Origin of the sequence: Gulosibacter sp. (assembly GCF_052090685.1) — a bacterium.
Classification (GTDB): Bacteria; Actinomycetota; Actinomycetes; order Actinomycetales; family Microbacteriaceae; genus Gulosibacter.
This window is the reverse complement of sequence record NZ_JBQDBE010000012.1, coordinates 34,734-52,002: the sequence shown is the minus strand read 5'-3', so window position 1 is coordinate 52,002 and position 17,269 is coordinate 34,734. Positions and strand designations below refer to the sequence as shown.

General features: G+C 61.5%; 17 protein-coding genes. 9 read left to right on the top strand and 8 right to left on the bottom strand.

What is annotated here, in order from left to right; all coding sequences use genetic code 11:
• Nucleotides 1-107: 107 nt before the first annotated feature.
• The 6 genes from ACTHXA_RS09415 (at nucleotide 108) to ACTHXA_RS09390 (ending at nucleotide 6,910) form a co-directional block, all read left to right on the top strand.
• Nucleotides 108-377, top strand: a complete 270-nt coding sequence (locus tag ACTHXA_RS09415; RefSeq protein ID WP_441671688.1) for a hypothetical protein — start codon at nucleotides 108-110, stop codon at nucleotides 375-377.
• Between the two features lie 38 nt (nucleotides 378-415).
• Nucleotides 416-2,137 (top strand): helicase-associated domain-containing protein, encoded by a 1,722-nt coding sequence (locus ACTHXA_RS09410; protein WP_441671686.1) that lies wholly within the window; start codon nucleotides 416-418, stop codon nucleotides 2,135-2,137.
• A gap of 80 nt (nucleotides 2,138-2,217) precedes the next feature.
• Nucleotides 2,218-3,858, top strand: coding sequence for a DNA repair helicase XPB (locus tag ACTHXA_RS09405; protein ID WP_441671684.1), 1,641 nt, complete (start codon nucleotides 2,218-2,220; stop codon nucleotides 3,856-3,858).
• Between the two features lie 141 nt (nucleotides 3,859-3,999).
• Entirely contained in the window at nucleotides 4,000-4,698 is a 699-nt protein-coding gene (locus tag ACTHXA_RS09400) for a response regulator transcription factor (protein WP_441671682.1), read from the top strand.
• 6 nt (nucleotides 4,699-4,704) lie between these two features.
• Nucleotides 4,705-6,525 (top strand): sensor histidine kinase, encoded by a 1,821-nt coding sequence (locus ACTHXA_RS09395; RefSeq protein ID WP_441671680.1) that lies wholly within the window; start codon nucleotides 4,705-4,707, stop codon nucleotides 6,523-6,525.
• A 94-nt stretch (nucleotides 6,526-6,619) separates the two neighbouring features.
• Entirely contained in the window at nucleotides 6,620-6,910 is a 291-nt protein-coding gene (locus ACTHXA_RS09390; protein WP_441671678.1) for a WXG100 family type VII secretion target, read from the top strand.
• A gap of 76 nt (nucleotides 6,911-6,986) precedes the next feature.
• Here the strand turns inward: ACTHXA_RS09390 and ACTHXA_RS09385 are convergent, their stop codons facing one another.
• The 3 genes from ACTHXA_RS09385 to ACTHXA_RS09375 are packed head-to-tail and all read right to left on the bottom strand — an operon-like array spanning nucleotide 6,987 to nucleotide 10,713.
• Complete coding sequence (locus ACTHXA_RS09385) at nucleotides 6,987-8,951, bottom strand: cytochrome b/b6 domain-containing protein (RefSeq protein ID WP_441671677.1); 1,965 nt, start codon at nucleotides 8,949-8,951, stop codon at nucleotides 6,987-6,989.
• Between the two features lie 2 nt (nucleotides 8,952-8,953).
• Nucleotides 8,954-9,922 carry an electron transfer flavoprotein subunit alpha/FixB family protein gene (locus tag ACTHXA_RS09380; RefSeq protein ID WP_441671675.1) on the bottom strand — a complete coding sequence of 323 codons (969 nt, stop codon included), beginning with the start codon at nucleotides 9,920-9,922 and terminating at the stop codon, nucleotides 8,954-8,956.
• 14 nt (nucleotides 9,923-9,936) lie between these two features.
• Complete coding sequence (locus ACTHXA_RS09375) at nucleotides 9,937-10,713, bottom strand: electron transfer flavoprotein subunit beta/FixA family protein (protein WP_441671673.1); 777 nt, start codon at nucleotides 10,711-10,713, stop codon at nucleotides 9,937-9,939.
• 242 nt (nucleotides 10,714-10,955) lie between these two features.
• Here ACTHXA_RS09375 and ACTHXA_RS09370 point away from each other — a divergent pair, with 242 nt between their 5' ends.
• Both ACTHXA_RS09370 and ACTHXA_RS09365 read left to right on the top strand, forming a co-directional pair.
• A complete protein-coding gene (locus ACTHXA_RS09370; RefSeq protein WP_441671671.1) occupies nucleotides 10,956-11,825 on the top strand; it encodes an FAS1-like dehydratase domain-containing protein in 870 nt (289 codons plus the stop codon).
• 59 nt (nucleotides 11,826-11,884) lie between these two features.
• The gene (locus ACTHXA_RS09365) at nucleotides 11,885-13,036 is read left to right on the top strand and encodes an acyl-CoA dehydrogenase family protein (RefSeq protein WP_441671669.1); all 1,152 of its coding nucleotides are present in this window, start codon (nucleotides 11,885-11,887) and stop codon (nucleotides 13,034-13,036) included.
• A gap of 99 nt (nucleotides 13,037-13,135) precedes the next feature.
• On the opposite strand, the gene groL is transcribed toward ACTHXA_RS09365, so the two are convergent.
• From groL to ACTHXA_RS09345, 4 genes are all read right to left on the bottom strand, one after another.
• Nucleotides 13,136-14,755: a chaperonin GroEL gene (groL, locus tag ACTHXA_RS09360; RefSeq protein WP_441671667.1), complete on the bottom strand. Its 1,620-nt coding sequence runs from the start codon at nucleotides 14,753-14,755 to the stop codon at nucleotides 13,136-13,138.
• A 133-nt stretch (nucleotides 14,756-14,888) separates the two neighbouring features.
• Nucleotides 14,889-15,107 carry a cold-shock protein gene (locus tag ACTHXA_RS09355; protein WP_441671665.1) on the bottom strand — a complete coding sequence of 73 codons (219 nt, stop codon included), beginning with the start codon at nucleotides 15,105-15,107 and terminating at the stop codon, nucleotides 14,889-14,891.
• Nucleotides 15,108-15,241: 134 nt separating this feature from the next.
• Entirely contained in the window at nucleotides 15,242-15,817 is a 576-nt protein-coding gene (locus tag ACTHXA_RS09350) for a LytR C-terminal domain-containing protein (RefSeq protein ID WP_441671663.1), read from the bottom strand.
• Nucleotides 15,818-15,902: 85 nt separating this feature from the next.
• A complete protein-coding gene (locus tag ACTHXA_RS09345; protein ID WP_441671661.1) occupies nucleotides 15,903-16,169 on the bottom strand; it encodes a DUF3263 domain-containing protein in 267 nt (88 codons plus the stop codon).
• A 168-nt stretch (nucleotides 16,170-16,337) separates the two neighbouring features.
• Between ACTHXA_RS09345 and msrB the strand changes: the two genes are divergently transcribed.
• A complete protein-coding gene (gene msrB, locus ACTHXA_RS09340) occupies nucleotides 16,338-16,742 on the top strand; it encodes a peptide-methionine (R)-S-oxide reductase MsrB (protein ID WP_441671659.1) in 405 nt (134 codons plus the stop codon).
• 15 nt (nucleotides 16,743-16,757) lie between these two features.
• Here msrB and ACTHXA_RS09335 read toward each other — a convergent pair whose 3' ends face one another.
• Nucleotides 16,758-17,267 (bottom strand): hypothetical protein, encoded by a 510-nt coding sequence (locus ACTHXA_RS09335; RefSeq protein WP_441671657.1) that lies wholly within the window; start codon nucleotides 17,265-17,267, stop codon nucleotides 16,758-16,760.
• Nucleotides 17,268-17,269: the final 2 nt, after the last annotated feature.

Genomic DNA, 17,269 nt, shown 5'->3' with positions numbered 1-17,269 from the left:
GGTTTCTGCCGGTCGGTCAACCCGAACGTGCGTGTGCGCTACCTGGCGCAATACAACCAGTCTATCCTGCCGCGCATTCCCTCAACCGAGTCGACTAGGCTGATTTGGTGACCATTTCGACGGACAACCCAGAAAGCTCGATGGCCGAGCGCCTCCTCGCCTACCTCACCGTGGGCGTTGCTGCCCTGTCATTTATTGCGCTGTTCACTATTTTGCTCGCGCCCCTCTTCGGTGTCGACTTCGCAAGCAGTGACTTGTGGATCTGGCCGGTCAGCATGTTCATCGCCTATTGGGGTTTCCCACTCGCGCTCATCCTCCTCGTCGCTTTCGTTCTCTGGCGTGTTATCGCTAACCGCAGGGCGCAAAAGAACCGCTAGCAAACACCGTGTCCCCCGTCCCCGATTCGCTCCGGATATTGGCGTCGCTCCGCAAACTCGACGAGCGTGGCTTCGCCGGGCTGCTGCACGCGCGGCGGGTGAATGCGCGCGGGATTGAGGATTTGCTTGATCTCGCCGAATGGCTGGATGCGCCGGTAAATATTGCAGCAGCCCTGCGCCGCTTGGACTGGCCCACGCTTCGCGGTCTGCGTCTCGGTGAGCAGGATGCACTGGTCAAGGCGACTGCGCTGGCACTCGCTGTTGGTGAGGCACCGAACACGGAGCTGCTCCCCGAGGCAAGCCGTGCGCTGCGCGAAATTCTTCCCGAAGTCACCGACTTCTCGGAGTTGACAACAGTGTCAGCTGAATCGGCTGGCACCACGGCCGCGCACGCCACGGCGCAGCTGGCAAATGACGCGCTGTGGCTCATCGCAGCCGAACCGCGCATCGTTCGCCGCTCACGCGAGCAGGTCCGCCTCAGCGGTGTGGACGTTCGCCGGCTCGCGACAGAGCTCGTGAGCGATTCCGGCGTGGTCGGCTCCCTCTACCGCTGGCTCTTCGCTGCGAATCTCATCACGCCGGTCGGTGAGGTGTGGCATCTCACCGAAGCTGGCGAGCAGTACTGCACTAAACCGGTGACGGAGCGCTGGCGCATCCTCATTGCAGCCTGGCTGGATGAGCTCCACATTGACAATTTGCGTGCACTCTCGGAGTCCATCGAACTGGATGCTGCACTCCCCACGGACGTCTCCCCATTCGACCAGATCGCGGAAGACGACACCGACGCGATCGTGCTCTCTGACAACGCCACCGTGCAGCGCAGCAATGCCGAGGCCCTCGGCGTCCTCGACCGCGGTTCACTCACCCGCCTCGGTGGGCTCGTGCTCGATACCGATGTCACCGACGCGGTGAGGATGCTTGGGGATCACCTCCCCCAGGAAGTCGCCCAGGTTTATGTCCAGCCGGACCAAACCATCCTCGCCCCGGGCCCCCTCTCCGGCGCACTTGATCACGAGCTACGGCGCATTGCAGATCTCGAGCGTCGCGCCCTTGCGAGCGAATATCGGCTCACACCGGCCTCGATCGGGCGAGCGCTCAGTGACGGGATGAGCGCGGAGAGCATTCGTGAGTTCCTCGCCGGAGTCTCCCTCACCGGCATCCCGCAACCGGTGGACTATCTCGTGAACAACACTGCCCAGCAGCACGGCCGCGTGCGGGTGCGCGAATATGACCGCTCAGTTGGTCAGTCCACAAGAATCCGCGCCACGGATAAGAAACTCCTTGACGCCTTGCAGGTGGATACCGCGCTGGGCACGCTCGGGTTGCGGCGCATTGAGGATGAGCTCGCAAGCCGCGTGTCACCGCAGGTCGCGCTCGCGGCCCTCCTGGATGCGCGCTATCCGGCCGTGCTCGAAACTGCGGACGGCAGCACGCAAGTGCGCCATCGGCGCGAGCCTGCCGCACCGTACGTGCCCGAACCAAACGCCACGGCCGCCAAAGCCGCTGCGGATCTCGCCGAACAGGCGGCAGCGGGCGATCACGCGGATGATCAGAGCACCTGGATTCAGCGCCGTTTGGAGCTGGCCCGGCGCAATAAGCATGAGGTTCGAGTCGCCATCGATATTCCGGGAAAGCCCCCGGCCGTGCTCGCGCTGATTCCCCTTTCCGTAGGCGCACAGCGCCTCCGTGCCCGCGATCTCGACGCCGACGTCGAGCGGACGCTGCCGCTGCGATCCATCATCGGAATCGAAGAGGCCTAGTCCTAGCGTCCATTGGGGTGCGTGCGCATTCCGTAACCGCGTGGGGGCTGCGGCACCGAGTCCCGGTACACTGGTGCGTTATGGCTTTAGGACCCCTCATCGTGCAGAGCGACCGGACAGTGCTACTAGAGGTCGCGCATCCTGACGCCAGTGATGCCCGACACGCACTCGCGGTTTTCGCCGAACTCGAGCGCGCGCCCGAGCACGTCCACACCTATCGCATCACGCGACTCGGCCTGTGGAATGCACGCGCGGCCGGCCACACTGCCGACGAGATGCTCGATACCTTGAACCAGTACGCAAAGTTTCCGGTTCCCGATTCGGTGGCCTTTGACCTCCGCGACACCGTTGAACGCTACGGCAAGCTCGTCATTGAGCGTGACGATGAGGGCCTGATCTTGCGGTCACACGATGACGCGGTGATCCGCCAGGTCTCGCTTAATAAGAAGATTTCGCCGATGCTTGAGGCTCCCATCGAAGGTGGCTTTCGCATCCAGGATTGGGCTCGCGGCTCACTGAAGCAGCAGCTCGTCAAACTCGGTTGGCCCGCGGAAGATTTCGCCGGGTACACCCCGGGTACTCCGCATGACATTGACCTCACGGAAGACGGTTGGTCGCTGCGCGACTATCAGCGGGATGCGGTGGACAACTTCTTTTCGGGTGGTTCGGGTGTGGTCGTGCTCCCCTGCGGCGCCGGAAAGACCATCGTCGGTGCGGGTGCCATGGCTGCCGCCGATACGAACACGCTGATTCTCGTCACCAACACGGTGTCCGCCCGGCAGTGGCGCAGCGAGCTCCTTCGCCGCACCTCGCTCACCGAGGATGAAATCGGTGAGTACTCCGGGGAAACGAAAGAGGTCAAGCCGGTTACGATCGCGACCTATCAGATCCTCACGGCCCGTCGAAAAGGCGAATACGCCCACCTCTCGCTCCTCAATGCACTGGATTGGGGTCTGATCGTCTACGACGAGGTGCACCTGCTGCCAGCCCCGGTGTTCAAGCTCACCGCCGACCTGCAAGCTCGTCGTCGCCTCGGGCTGACCGCAACACTGGTTCGAGAGGACGGTCGCGAGAGCGACGTGTTCTCGCTGATCGGCCCCAAGCGCTTCGACGCACCGTGGAAGGAAATCGAAGCGCAGGGCTTCATCTCGCCCGCCGAGTGCTTCGAGATCCGCGTGGAGTTGCCCTATGAAGCGCGAATGGAATACGCCTCCGCCGCCGACGAAGACCGCTATCGCATTGCTGCCACCGCTGAGGCAAAGCTCGAAGTCGTCCGCCAACTGGTCGACAAGCATCGTGACGAACGCATCCTGATCATCGGCCAGTACCTCGACCAAATCGATGAGATCGCGGAAGAACTGGGTGTCCCGAAACTCACCGGTCAGACGCCCGTCGCCGAACGGGAAGAGCTCTATGAGGCCTTCCGCAATGGTGAGGCACCCATCCTGATCGTCTCCAAGGTCGCGAATTTCTCGGTCGATTTGCCGGATGCATCGGTCGCGATTCAGATTTCCGGTTCCTATGGCTCGCGGCAAGAAGAGGCCCAGCGCCTCGGGCGCCTCTTGCGGCCGTCATCTACCGGTATCTCGGCGTCCTTCTACACCATTGTCGCGCGCGACACGGTGGACCAAGACTTCGCCCAGAACCGCCAGCGATTCCTCTCGGAACAGGGCTATGCCTACTCCATCCTTGACGCCGACACCCTCGCGACCGCCTACTAGTCACGACGGCCAATGCGCGAAAATTGCACGCCAAACGCGCGCAATCAACGCACCCCGACGCATCCAAGAATCTTGCGCTGATCAGGCAACCTGGGAACGAAGCGGGTCATTCTTCAGGCGTTGACCGCCATACTTGTCTCTATGACTGACGGACCAAAGATTCTTGTTGTTGACGACGAGCCGAACATCCGCGAACTGCTTTCGACCAGCTTGCGATTCGCGGGCTTCATGGTCCGCACCGTAGGAAACGGCGCCGGCGCGATCGCCGCCGTAATCGACGAAGAACCCGACCTCATCGTCCTCGACGTAATGCTGCCCGACATGTCGGGCTTCGGCGTCACGAAGCGACTGCGCGCATCCGGCTACGTCTCCCCCATCCTCTTCCTCACCGCGAAAGATGCCACCGACGACAAGATCGAGGGGCTCAACTCGGGTGGTGACGACTACGTCACCAAGCCCTTTAGCCTCGACGAAATCGTCGCTCGCATTAAGGCGATTCTGCGCCGTACGATGCAGACCGAAGAAGAAGCGGTGATCCGCGCGGGCGAACTCACGATGGACCAGGACACACACGAGGTGTTCATCAACGACGAGCCGATCGACCTCAGCCCCACCGAGTTCAAGCTGCTGCGCTACCTCATGCTGAACCCAAACCGGGTGCTGTCGAAAGCGCAGATTCTCGACCACGTGTGGGAGTATGACTTTAACGGTGACGCCGGCATCGTTGAGTCCTATATTTCATACCTCCGCCGCAAACTCGACACCTACACGAGCGAGTCGCTGATTCAAACCAAGCGTGGCTTCGGCTACATGCTTAAGGTTCCGGGCTCTAAGGCATAACCGCACGTGGCCAAGCGCTTCCCGCGCTGGGACCAATTTTCCCTCCGCAATCAGCTCACCATCGTCAACGTGGTGCTGCTTGCCTTCTCACTCATCGTGGCTGGCACCGGCACCACGTTGTTGTTGCGCCCAACGCTCGTCGGGCAACTCGACGCGAACCTACGCTCGATCGCGGCCGACCCTTCGCTCGTGGTCGGCAGCGAGGCGAACACGGGCCAGTTCACCTTTGAGCACATCCGCACCGCCCCGCAGCCGTACTATGTCGCCATCGTGGACGAATCCGGGCGCCTGCTCGTCGATAACTGGACCGGCCGGCCCCGTTCGATCGCTCCAGACACAACCGAAGTCGCGATCGGCACTCCCGGAGACCCGGATGCACCCGCATACCTGATCTCCGAGATTCACGACGGACTCGGAGCACCGTGGCGCGTGGTGACGGTACGGGAAGACCAGTACCAAGCGGATCAGGTCTACGGCACCCTCGTGGTGGCGATGCCGCTGTCGAGCGTGAACTCCACGATGGCGAGCTTCCTCGCCATCTTCTTTGGTTTCGGCCTCTCGGTGCTGATTTTTGCTGCCGCTCTGACGCGGCTCCTCGTCTCGGCAACCCTGCAGCCCCTGCGCAAGGTGGAGTCGACCGCCATGGCCTTTGCCGCCGGTGACTACGATCAGCGGTTGCCCGAATCCACGCCGAATACCGAAGTGGGCCGGCTCTCACGCGCGTTGAACTCGATGCTTGGCAGGATCGATTCGGCGCTGATTGAACGTGACCGAACCATCTCGCAGATGCGCCGGTTTGTCGGGGATGCTTCGCACGAGCTTCGTACGCCGCTGGTCACGGTGCGCGGGTATGCGGAGCTGTACCGGATGGGTGCGCTCGACAACGATGAAAAGGTCGAAGGCGCCATGGACCGCATTGAGGGTGAAGCGAAACGCATGGGTGGGCTCGTCGAAGACCTCCTGCAGCTTGCGCGCCTCGATGAGGACCGAGAGGTACCTAAGGACGTCATCGACCTTGAACCGCTCGCCGAAGATGCCGCGATGGACACGATGGCCCAGGCGCCCGAACGGCGAGTGAGCGTCATGCCCGTTCGAGTGATTGAGTCGGAGAGCGATGAGTACGACCCGGCGATGAGCGCGTTCGGACGTCCGGGCGATCCTCAGCCAAAGCTCTCGCCGAGTTTGTTTTCCGGCGGCCAAGAGGGCCCAGCAGAGGCTCCCGATACGCCCACGGAGGTCGAGGACACCGGTGAGGCCGCTCCTTCCTCGCGTCGCTTCCGGCTCGTGCGTGCGTTGACGCCACGGATGCCCAAGCGTCGCCGCAACGGTCAGCAGGCGTCGAAAGAGGATGCCGTGGAACCGCAACCGGAGATTGTGGAGCCCGTGGCCGTCGAACCGGAGCATTACGACGACGCCGATGGCGATATTCCAGCGATGATTTACGGCAATAGCGACAAAGTGCGCCAGGCCGTGCAGAACATCGTTGGTAACGCCCTGCGGTACACCCCGGAAGGTAGCCCGCTTGAGCTCGGTGTCGTCGTGGATGTGCCGCGAAAGCTTGCGACCATTGAGATCATCGATCACGGTGAAGGTGTCAGTCAGGAAGAGCAGCAGAAGATCTTCCAGCGCTTCTGGCGTGCCGACAGTTCGCGCGCTCGCGATACCGGCGGCACGGGACTTGGCCTTGCGATTGTGTCCGCAATTATGCAGGCGCACGAGGGTTCCGTGGATGTTGTTGATACCCCGGGCGGTGGCGCAACCTTCCGATTGAAGTTCCCGCTGCTTACCGCACCGCCTGTGGATGAGCAGTCCTCCACAGGCGCATAGCCCGCGCAAGCGGAACGCCTGGAGCCATACCTAGATTGGTGCCGTCGCCCGCGAACAATCGCTGCGGAGACTCACCAATGACAAGGAGCAGCCAATGGCCAAGTTCACCGTTGATTCAGACCAGATGGCCACGACCATGGCCACCGCATACACCGAAATTGATGCGGTACAGACACACACCACGCAGCTGACGAACACACTCATCACGCTGGAATCGAGTTGGCAGGGCCAGGCATCGGTTGCGTTCCAGCAGGTCGTGGAACAGTGGCGCGGCACGCAAACGCAAGTCGAGGAAGCTATCGCCAACGTGAATCAGGCGCTCGGAGCAGCGGCCGATCACTACGGTAATACGGAGGGCGATGTCATTCGTCTCTTTGCAGTGTAGTTAAGCCGCGCATCCCTAAGCGGGCGGTGCCTTTCGGCGACCGCCCGCTTCCGGTGCGAGAGCGTGTCGGCAGACGCTAGCGGCTGCTCACTCGCCCGAAGAGGTTCGCAATCGGCGCCAGCACGAGTGGTTTTGCGGCGAATACTGCCGCAACGGCTGCGAGCAATGCGCCTACGAACCACCAGAATCCAACCCAGCTCACTTCCGGCGTACCGGCAAACATGTGGTTGAGATTTTTCAGCGCGCCGGTGGCAAACACCAGGAACACGTGCGCGATGACGAACAAGACAAAGAACAGCATCGTCGGGTAGTGCAGCGCACGTGCGACCGGAGCAGGGTAAATCTTGTTGAGCGTCTTCGCGTTCTTGGGCCACCACTCGCTCATGCGCACACCGGTGATCACAGAAAGGGGCGCGGCGACAAACACCACCAGGAAGTACATGAGCTGCTGCAGGCTGTTGTAGTTCACCCAGCCGTCTTCCACCGGCCACTCGAGCGTCAGATACTGCAGCATTGCTGACGCAGCATTCGGGAACACCTCCCATGAGGTCGGGACGATTCGTGCCCAGTGGCCGGTGACGAACAGCAGCACCACAAACACAATGCCGTTCAGGAGCCACAGCACATCGAGGCTCGTGTGCAGCCAGAGATAGATGCTGACCTTTTTGCCGCCGCGTTTCGGAGTATAAAACGCATCCGGTTTCTGCTGCCTTCGCACCTGAATGCCGGTGCGCACAATGAGCACGAGGAAGAAGAAGTTAAGGAAGTGTGTCCAGCGTGCCCATGCGGGGAAACCTTCCTCAACGAAAGCAGGCAGCGCGTACTCGCCCGGGTATCGCTCCAGGAACTCCGGCACTCCCGGCAGTGTGGTGACGCCCCGTGCCGCGAGCACAATGATCGCGGCTGCGGCCACCGTTGCGAGTACACCGAGGACGACCAGGCGCGCCCACTGCCCCAACGTCCTCGAACCGATGGTGATTGGTTCACGCTTGGGCATTGCGCTGTCACGCTTGGGCGCTGCGGCGTCACCCTTTGGCGTGGCAGCGTCAGACTTTGCCGGCATTGCAGCGTCAGACTTTGCCGGCATTGCAGCGTCAGACTTTGCCGGCTTTACTGCCGCGAGTGCAGTTGCTTCGGTCTCGGCAGGAGCCGACTTTGGTTCCGTGACCTTCGCAGGGGCCGACTTCGGTTCTGTCGACTGCGGGAGAGCTGGTTTCGGCGCAGCAGGCGCCGCGCTCCCCAGACCCTTTCGAATCGTCTTCTGCCCTGTGGTTTCTTGGGGAGCTGCGACCACGGACGCTGGTTTCGTGTGCCCTGCAGCACTCTTGTCGCTGGTCGGCGCGGATGCAGGCGATTTTGGTGCGGATGCAGGCGAGACTGGTGCAGAGGCCGGGGTAGGCACGTCGAGAACCGGCGCAAAGCCTGCTGGCGGCCACGGATCACCGCCCACAGTGCGCGGCAGCCCTCGACGAAGCGGCACGTCACTCGCTGCCGAAGCCCGTTGGGATGACGGTGCAGCGCCTTCACTCGACGCATCGACCGCGTCCGCGGCCGAGGCAGCTGCCCCGCTACTCGCCGACGCATCTTCGGACGCTGCGTGGGCACCCTGCGCTGCGCCTCCGGCAGCAACGGGTGAGGCTGCCGTTTCGGCAACGGATGTCGCAGAGGAAGCAGACCGTGGTGGCTGCGCAGCTTCCACAGTGCCCTCGGGCGGCCAAGCTTCGCCGCCAACGACTCGTGGCAGGCCTCGGCGAAGGTGTACCGTCACGGTCTCGGCGCTATTCACTGGAGCCGTCGCTGAAATAGTCTCGGCGCTATTCACGAGCACCGCAGCTGCAGTAGTGGCAGCCGCCGGTGCCGGGCCAGCGCTCGAATCATCAGCGGGAATTGGCGCCGCGACTTCAGCTTCGAGATGTTCAGGGGAAGGCACATCAGATACGAGCAATCTCGTCGTCTCTGGGATGCTCCCAGCCGGTGGCCAGGCCTCGCCGCCGGCTTGGCGCGGCAAGCCCCTACGCAATTCGGTCGAGTACGTGGCCAAGGTCAGCCCTTTCGAGACTCAAGCTCGGAGATGAGCTGTGGCACGACAGTAAAGAGGTCACCGACCACGCCGAAATCGGCGACTTCAAAGATTGGGGCGTCCGCATCCTTGTTGATCGCGACGATAGTCTTCGCCGTCTGCATACCGGCCTTGTGCTGAATCGCGCCCGAGATCCCAAGCGCGATGTACAGCTGAGGTGACACCGAAACTCCGGTCTGCCCCACCTGAGCGGGTGCGGCAACATAGCCGGAATCCACCGCGGCCCTCGACGCACCGACGGCCGCGCCAAGCGCATCCGCCAGCTGTTCGACAAGCTCAAACTTCTCCGCCGAACCAAGACCGCGACCACCCGAAACTACCTTCGCCGCCCCACGAAGCTCCGGACGAGAGGAATTTTCGGTCACGGCGTCAAAGGAGACAATCTTCGCACCACGCTTTTCGGATGCGGGCACGGCCAGTGCTTCAACCGCCACCGGTTGCGCCTCGGCACGCGCATCGATCGCACCCTCACGCACGGTGATGATAGGCGCGCCAAACGTGGCTGCGGAAGTCACGTTGAATTCGCCGCCATACACGGAGTGCTGCGCAACAATGCCCTCGTCATCACGCAACACACCGGTCGCGTCAACGGCAAGCGCCGAGCGGGACCGGGCTGCATACCGTCCCGCGAGGTCGCGGCCGTTCGTTGAGTGTGAGATCAAGATGGCATCGGGGCGAACGAGTGCCGCGGCCTGCTCGAGCGCGTCCACGTGGTGAATGCCAAGTGTGTCTTCATCGGGATGTGTCGCAATGAGGCTTCGGCTCGCACCGAGTTCTGCGGCAGCTTCGGCGGCGGTGTCACTCGAGACAAGCGCGATTGGCGTACCGACGGTGGCCGCCGCGCCAATGAGTCCGGCAGCAGATTTCTCGAGCCCACCGGTTGGGAGCGTCTCGAGCACGACAAGAATGGCGTCGCTTGGGAAGTCAGTCATGAGGTAGTCCTTTGCTATGCGAGACGATTGGTGATGAGGAACTCGGCCAGTTGCGAACCCGCATCACCCTCGTCGGTGATTTTGGTGCCCGCTTCTTTGGGCGGCTTCTCTGCCACGCTCAGCATGATCGATCGCGCGACGGTGAGGTCTTCGGGGTCAATGCCCAGATCGGCAGCGGACACCACTTCAAGCGGCTTCTTCTTCGCCGCCATAATGCCCTTGAAGTTCGGGAAGCGTGCCTCGGGCAGCGCCTCCGTAATCGATACCACCGCTGGCAGCTCCGCTGACACCTGCTGCACACCACCATCGACGGCACGCGCACCCGACACCTCAGTCGCGGTGAGGTTGAGGGCCGACAAACCCGTCACATGGGGCACATCGAGCAGTTCCGCGAGCATGGCCGGCAGCACACCCCCGGCACCATCGGTGGATGTGTTCCCGGCGATCACGAGGTCAAAGCCGCCTCGCTTGATCGCAGCGGCAAGCGTTTCCGCGGTCAGACCCAGATCAGCACCGGCGAGCGCCTCATCAACAATGTGCACGGCGGAGCCCGCGCCCATCGCAAGGGCCTTGCGGATGCTCGAGGTCGCGCCTTCCGGAGACATTGAAAGGAGCGACACTTCCGCACCTTCGTTCGCATCCGCGTACGTCAACGCCGCCTCAAGCGCGCGCTCGCCAATCTCATCAACGACCGACTCTGACGCGTCTCGATCAGCAAGCCCGGTCTCAAGGTTGAGCTTGCGGTCCCCGTAGGTATCGGGGACTTCCTTCACTAACACCACGATCCGCATTGATCCATCCTCTCGTTATTTCGTCCGCTGCGTAATTCGTCCACTTACAGGCGAACGTAAGCAAGTCCAAGTCGAACGCAGTGGATTTCGGTGTTTACCGAGACCGATACGCTCTACATTGCCAATATATTAGCAAACCTTAAACCTCAGTTCTAGCCACAATTGCGCGGTATGTGTAATATATTGACCCATGAGCCTTCCCAAGATGAGGCTCAACGCACCGCCAATGAAGGAGGCAGCCCGTGAGTAACGCACCGGATGATCTAGACGCCTGGATCGGCAGGACGGAGTCCGTCGTCGACATCGCCGACAGGCGCACCGCCGCCGCTCTTGCAGCCACTCTGGATCACCCCGACACCGTCACCGAAGACTCCACGCTGTTTCCCCTCGGCCACTGGCTGCACTTCACCCCGACTGCACCGACCTCCGAGCTGGGTGTCGACGGCCACCCCAAACTTGGCGAATTCATGCCGCCGCTCGATCTTCCCCGACGCATGTGGGCTGGCAGCGCCCTCGAGTTTCACGAACCACTTCGAGTGGGGCAACAGCTCGAGCGCACCACCACGATTGAATCGATCACCCCGAAGACGGGGGTGAGCGGTCGCCTGTGCTTCGTCGTCTTGCGACACGACATCTCAGCCGACGGTGCCCACGCAATGACCGAGCGACAGACCATTGTCTATCGCGAAGCAGTCGAGGTACCCGCCGATGCCCCTTCAGCGAAGCGCCCTCCCCGACCAGCTGGCGCGGCACCCGAGGGATGGGACTGGGTCCAGCCCCGAATCTCGCCGGAAATCACGCTCTTTCGCTATTCAGCGCTGACCTTTAACTCGCACCGAATCCACTATGACCTCGACTACGTCACGAGCGTTGAGGGGTATCCGGGCCTGGTGGTCCACGGCCCACTTTCCGCAACTTATCTTGTCGATGGCTTCCTACGGACACACCCAAATGTGCAGCTCAACACGTTCGAGTTTTCCGCTCGAGCACCAATCTTCGCGAATGAACAGGTGCACGTGGTTGGGCGCGCTGAGGGTCCGGGTCGCGAATCGCTCGCCATCATCGGACCCGACGGGAAAACCTCAATCTCCGCGAGCATCCAATACAGCTAGTCCGACAGCGCGCCCCCAGCGCTCCGCCCAGAACATTACTGAACAGAAACGAGAACATAATGGAATACCTGAACGAAGAAGAGACACTCCTCGTCGAGACCGTGCGCGATTTCATTAATCGCGATGTCAAGCCGAAGGTTCGCGAAGTCGAGCACGCCAATGAATACCCTGAGCAGTGGATCGAGCAAATGAAGGAACTCGGCATCTACGGTCTCGCGGTTCCCGAAGAGTACGGCGGCCTGCCGGTCTCGATGCCCGCCTATGCGAAGGTGTGTGAAGAGCTCGCGCGCGGTTGGATGTCGCTCACCGGTGCGATGGGCGGTCACACCGTGGTCGCCAAGCTCCTCAGTGAATACGGCACCGAAGAGCAGAAGCAGCAGTACTTGCCTCGGATGGCAACCGGTGAGCTTCGCGCGACAATGGCGCTCACCGAGCCCGGTGGTGGTTCCGACCTGCAGGCCATGAAGACCATCGCTCGAACGGATGGCGATGACCTCGTTATCAACGGCTCAAAAACTTGGATTTCTAACGCCCGAAAGTCAGATCTGGTCGCGCTGCTGGTAAAGACCGACCCGAATGCGGAGCCCCGGCACCGCGGCATCTCGATTGTGCTCGCCGAAAAGGGTCCCGGATTCGAAGTCTCGCAGGACCTGCCGAAACTCGGTTATAAAGGCGTGGAAAGCTGCGAGTTGATCTTCACCGATTACCGCACGCCCGCCACGCAGATCCTCGGCGGTGTTGCCGGTAAGGGCTTCGGCCAGATGATGCGCGGGCTCGAGGCCGGTCGCATCAACGTCGCTGCTCGTGCCCTCGGAGTCGGTGCCGCCGCACTCGAGGATGCATTGAAGTACTCCCAGGAACGGGAAAGCTTCGGCGTGCCGATTTGGAAGCATCAGGCGATTGGGCACTACCTCGCCGATATGGCGACGAAACTCGTTGCGGCACAACAGCTCACGCGTCATGCCGCAGAAAAATACGACAGTGGAGCCCGCGCAGACCTGGAGGCGGGGATGGCAAAGCTATTCGCGTCCGAGGTGGGAATGGAAATTGCCCTCAATGCGATGCGCATCCACGGCGGCTACGGCTACTCGACCGAGTTCGATGTGGAACGCTACTTCCGCGATGCACCGCTGATGATCGTCGGTGAGGGCACCAACGAGATCCAGCGTAATGTGATCGCCTCGCAGCTCATTCAGCGCGGTGGTATCTAAACACCGACATTCCGGCGACTGACGCGCGAGTCATCCGGATCGAGAAAATGGGCGGTACCCGAGAGGGTACCGCCCATTTTGTGAACCGTGAGGTTGAACTTAGAAGTCCATGCCGCCGGTGGGGTCGCCAGCAGGAGCAGCACCGGCAGGAGCTGGCTTGTCTGCAACAACAGCCTCAGTGGTGAGGAACAGGCCGGCAATGGATGCTGCGTTCTGCAGTGCCGAGCGGGTTACCTTGACCGGGTCGAGGATTCCGGTAGCAACCATGTCGACGTACTCGCCCGTTGCGGCGTTAAGGCCGTGACCGGTTTCGAGGTTGCGGACACGCTCAGCAACGACGCCAGCTTCGAGACCGGCGTTGAGTGCGATCTGCTTGAGCGGTGCATCGAGTGCCCACTTCACGATCTTCGCGCCTGTTGCTTCGTCACCGACGAGCTCGAGGCCGTCCACTGCGCCAACTGCCTGTGCGAGAGCAACGCCACCACCGGCGACGATGCCTTCTTCAACAGCAGCCTTTGCGTTACGCACGGCGTCTTCGATGCGGTGCTTGCGCTCCTTGAGCTCAACCTCGGTCGCTGCACCTGCCTTGATGACAGCCACGCCACCGGCGAGCTTTGCGAGACGCTCCTGGAGCTTCTCACGGTCGTAGTCCGAGTCGGTGTTCGCGATCTCGCCCTTGATCTGAGCCACGCGGCCTTCGATCTGGTCTGCTTCGCCAGCACCTTCGATGATGGTGGTCTCGTCCTTGGTGATAACGACCTTGCGTGCGCGGCCGAGCATCTCGAGGTCGGTGGTCTCAAGCTTGAGGCCAACTTCTTCCGAGATAACCTGACCACCGGTGAGGATCGCGATGTCCTGCAGCATGGCCTTGCGGCGGTCACCGAAGCCCGGAGCCTTGACAGCAACCGACTTGAAGATGCCACGGATCTTGTTCACAACGAGGGTTGCGAGTGCTTCGCCATCAACGTCTTCGGCGATGATGAGCAGCTGCTTGCCCGACTGCATGACCTTATCGACTACGGGAAGGAGGTCCTTCACGTTCGAGATCTTGCTGTTAGCAATGAGGATGTAAGGCTCTTCGAAGACTGCTTCCTGGCGGTCGGTGTCCGTCACGAAGTACTGCGAGAGGTAGCCCTTGTCGAAGCGCATACCTTCAGTGAGTTCGAGCGTGGTGCCGAAGGTGTTCGACTCCTCAACGGTGACGACACCTTCGCGACCGACCTTGTCGATCGCTTCGGCGATGATCTCACCGATCTGCGGGTCTGCAGCCGAGATCGATGCGGTTGCAGCGATGTGCTCCTTGGTGAGCACTTCCTGCGAGCTCGAGAACAGGTGCTCAACAACAGCCTCTACAGCCTTGTCGATACCGCGGCGGACCGAGATCGGGTCGGCGCCAGCAGCAACGTTGCGCAGGCCTTCCTTGACGAGCGCCTGAGCGAGAACGGTAGCGGTGGTGGTTCCGTCACCGGCAACGTCGTCAGTCTTCTTCGCAACTTCCTTGACGAGCTCTGCGCCGATCTTCTCGTACGCATCCTCGAGCTCAATCTCCTTCGCAATCGAGACACCATCGTTCGTGATGGTGGGGGCGCCCCACTTCTTCTCGAGTACGACGTTACGGCCGCGTGGGCCGAGCGTTACCTTCACGGTGTCCGCAAGCGTGTTGAGTCCACGCTCGAGTCCGCGACGGGCCTCTTCATCAAAGGCGATCATCTTCGACATAAATTCTTCGTCCTTTCAGGACGTCAATTGGCGGTTCAAGAAATTAGCACTCAGCTAATTCGAGTGCTAGAACCATGTTGGCACTCTCACCCTGAGAGTGCAAGCAGAGCCGATCCGCTCCGCTGGCGGCGAACTATCCCTCGTAGGGGCGCACGTGTTCGGCCTGCGGTCCCTTGTCGCCGGGAACTACGTCGAACTCCACAGCTTGGCCCTCTTCGAGCGTGCGAAATCCGGGCATTTCAATCGACCGGTAGTGCACAAATACATCGCCGCTCTGGTCGTTTTCGCCGTTCAAGGTGATGAAGCCGAAGCCCTTTTCAGCGTTAAACCACTTCACGATTCCGGTGGTCATGATGTTTGTCTCCCTGCAGCGCGATAGCGCAATCGTGTCTCAACACGGCGAAGCTATCGAACGGAGGAAACGGGTGGGAGACGCATCCCGGCCTTCGCTCAAACTGCCGCTGAACGACCGGCAAACTGCAACGGCTAGCCGCCGAGCAATTCCTCAGCGTCGGCACCCGCGATCACGACGATTTCCCCGGGCTCGGCAATTTCTGCATCCACCTGCGCCTCACCGAAACCGAGCGACTCGACAACGCCAAGTGCGGCGCCCATATCCTCTTCGCTGCCGACCGCGACGATCGTAGTCGCGTAATCGGAGGAGTCCGCGTCGGTGACCGTTCCGACGTTCCAGGAATCAGCCACGAGGACGTCGGACGTAGCTCCGGCAAGACCGCCGATCCCCGCACCGTTGAGCACGGTCACCGAGATATCGGGGTCTTGTGTTGCTTCCGGGGCGGTCGGTGTCGGTGTGCTCTCGGGATCCGCAGTTGCCGGTGCCGTGGTTTCAGGCGCGGTTTCCTCGGCAATATTGGAGCTGAATTGGACCTGTCGGTCGATCAGCATCATGACGCCAATGCCAATACCGACGAGCAGCACAAACGAGGCCGCAGCGATGAGCCACGACGCGAATTTGGAGCCTCGCCCACGTGGCGCACGGTGCGCCCCGCGCCGCTTCAGGCTGGCGGGGAAATCGTCGAAACGATCCTTGGGGTACTTCACGTGGATGATTCTTTCTTGCTGCAATGGTCTCGACTGAACGTGCCGTTCAGATCGCACAACCGTACTTCAGGCGGAGCTTCAAATACTAGGACGCACGATAACGGCGCGCACGCTTACTATCGCGCAGTCGCTGCAATCGCCGTACGAGTAGAGGGTCCTCCACAAGCGCTACGGGTGATTCAATGAGCGTACCGAGAATTTGATAGTAGCGAGTAGGTGAATACCCAAAATCTGCCCGGATGGCATCCTCCTTCGCCCGCGAATGGCGAGGATGCGCTTCCTCAAAATTCAGCATCTCACGTTCCAACTCACTCAATGAGGCGCCGTGGATCGACCGGGCCGATTCGCTCATCCCTACTCCCCTCAAACAAAAGTGGACTTCGATCAAGCTTAGTTCGAGCTGACCTGCGTTCCCACGTGACGCGCGTAGACTGAGCCGCATTGCGCAGCTGAGCGGTACTGGCAATCTGCCGAATGAAACCGGTGCCGCACACTGCGACGCGTGGAAAGGTACTCCGATATGACGTTTGAAATTGAACGCACCGATGAGCAATGGCGCGAGATCTTGAACCCGGAAGAGTTCCAGATCCTTCGTCAGGCGGGCACCGAACGGCCCTGGACCGGCCCGCTGCTTGATGAAGCCCGACCGGGCGTGTACTCCTGCCGTGCATGTGGCAACGAGCTGTTCCAGGCCGAAACAAAGTTTGATGCTGGCTGCGGCTGGCCCAGTTTTTGGGAACCGCTCCGATCCGAGGCGGTCAAGCACCGGGAAGACAATTCGCTTGGAATGCGACGCGTCGAGGTGCTGTGCGCGAAGTGCGGTTCGCACCTTGGACACGTCTTCCCCGACGGTTTTGGGACGCCCACTGGCGACCGCTACTGCATGAACTCTGTCAGCATGCAGTTCACGCCGAACGCCGCGTAGCAGCGTTGCGAGGCGCTATTTCCCACTGTCCTCGCTAGCGGCGCGCACGGTGATCGTATCCGCGATTTCCCACAGCTCTCCCTGAGTCACGAGTCCGCGCAGATAGGCCTGCTGCAAGACTGAGACGCTGTTGGGGTGGGCCTCAACGTCGACGATGCCGGTGTTTGTGCCGAGTGGTGGGTCATATTCACGGTTCGACAGTAGGGCGATCATTTCCGCTTGGGTAAGCCGATTCTCAGCTCGAGCGACGGTGGTGGCCAGTGCGGTCGGCACCAGGCCGGTGGCCCGCTTCACTAAGCGAACGGCGCGAAAATAAGGGAGTTCGAGCACGTCCGCAATCACCTGCAGGGGCACCTGTGCGTCCAGCACCGCGACGGACACGGCTCGCTGGATTTGCGGGCGATATCGCGGTGACTGACTCCAGAGGGTTCGCAGCGAGTCGAGGATTCGCCGTTGCCTCGGGTGCAGCGGGCGGGTCACACCCCATCGTGTCGGTGGTAATTGAGGTGACGGTTCAGCAGACATTA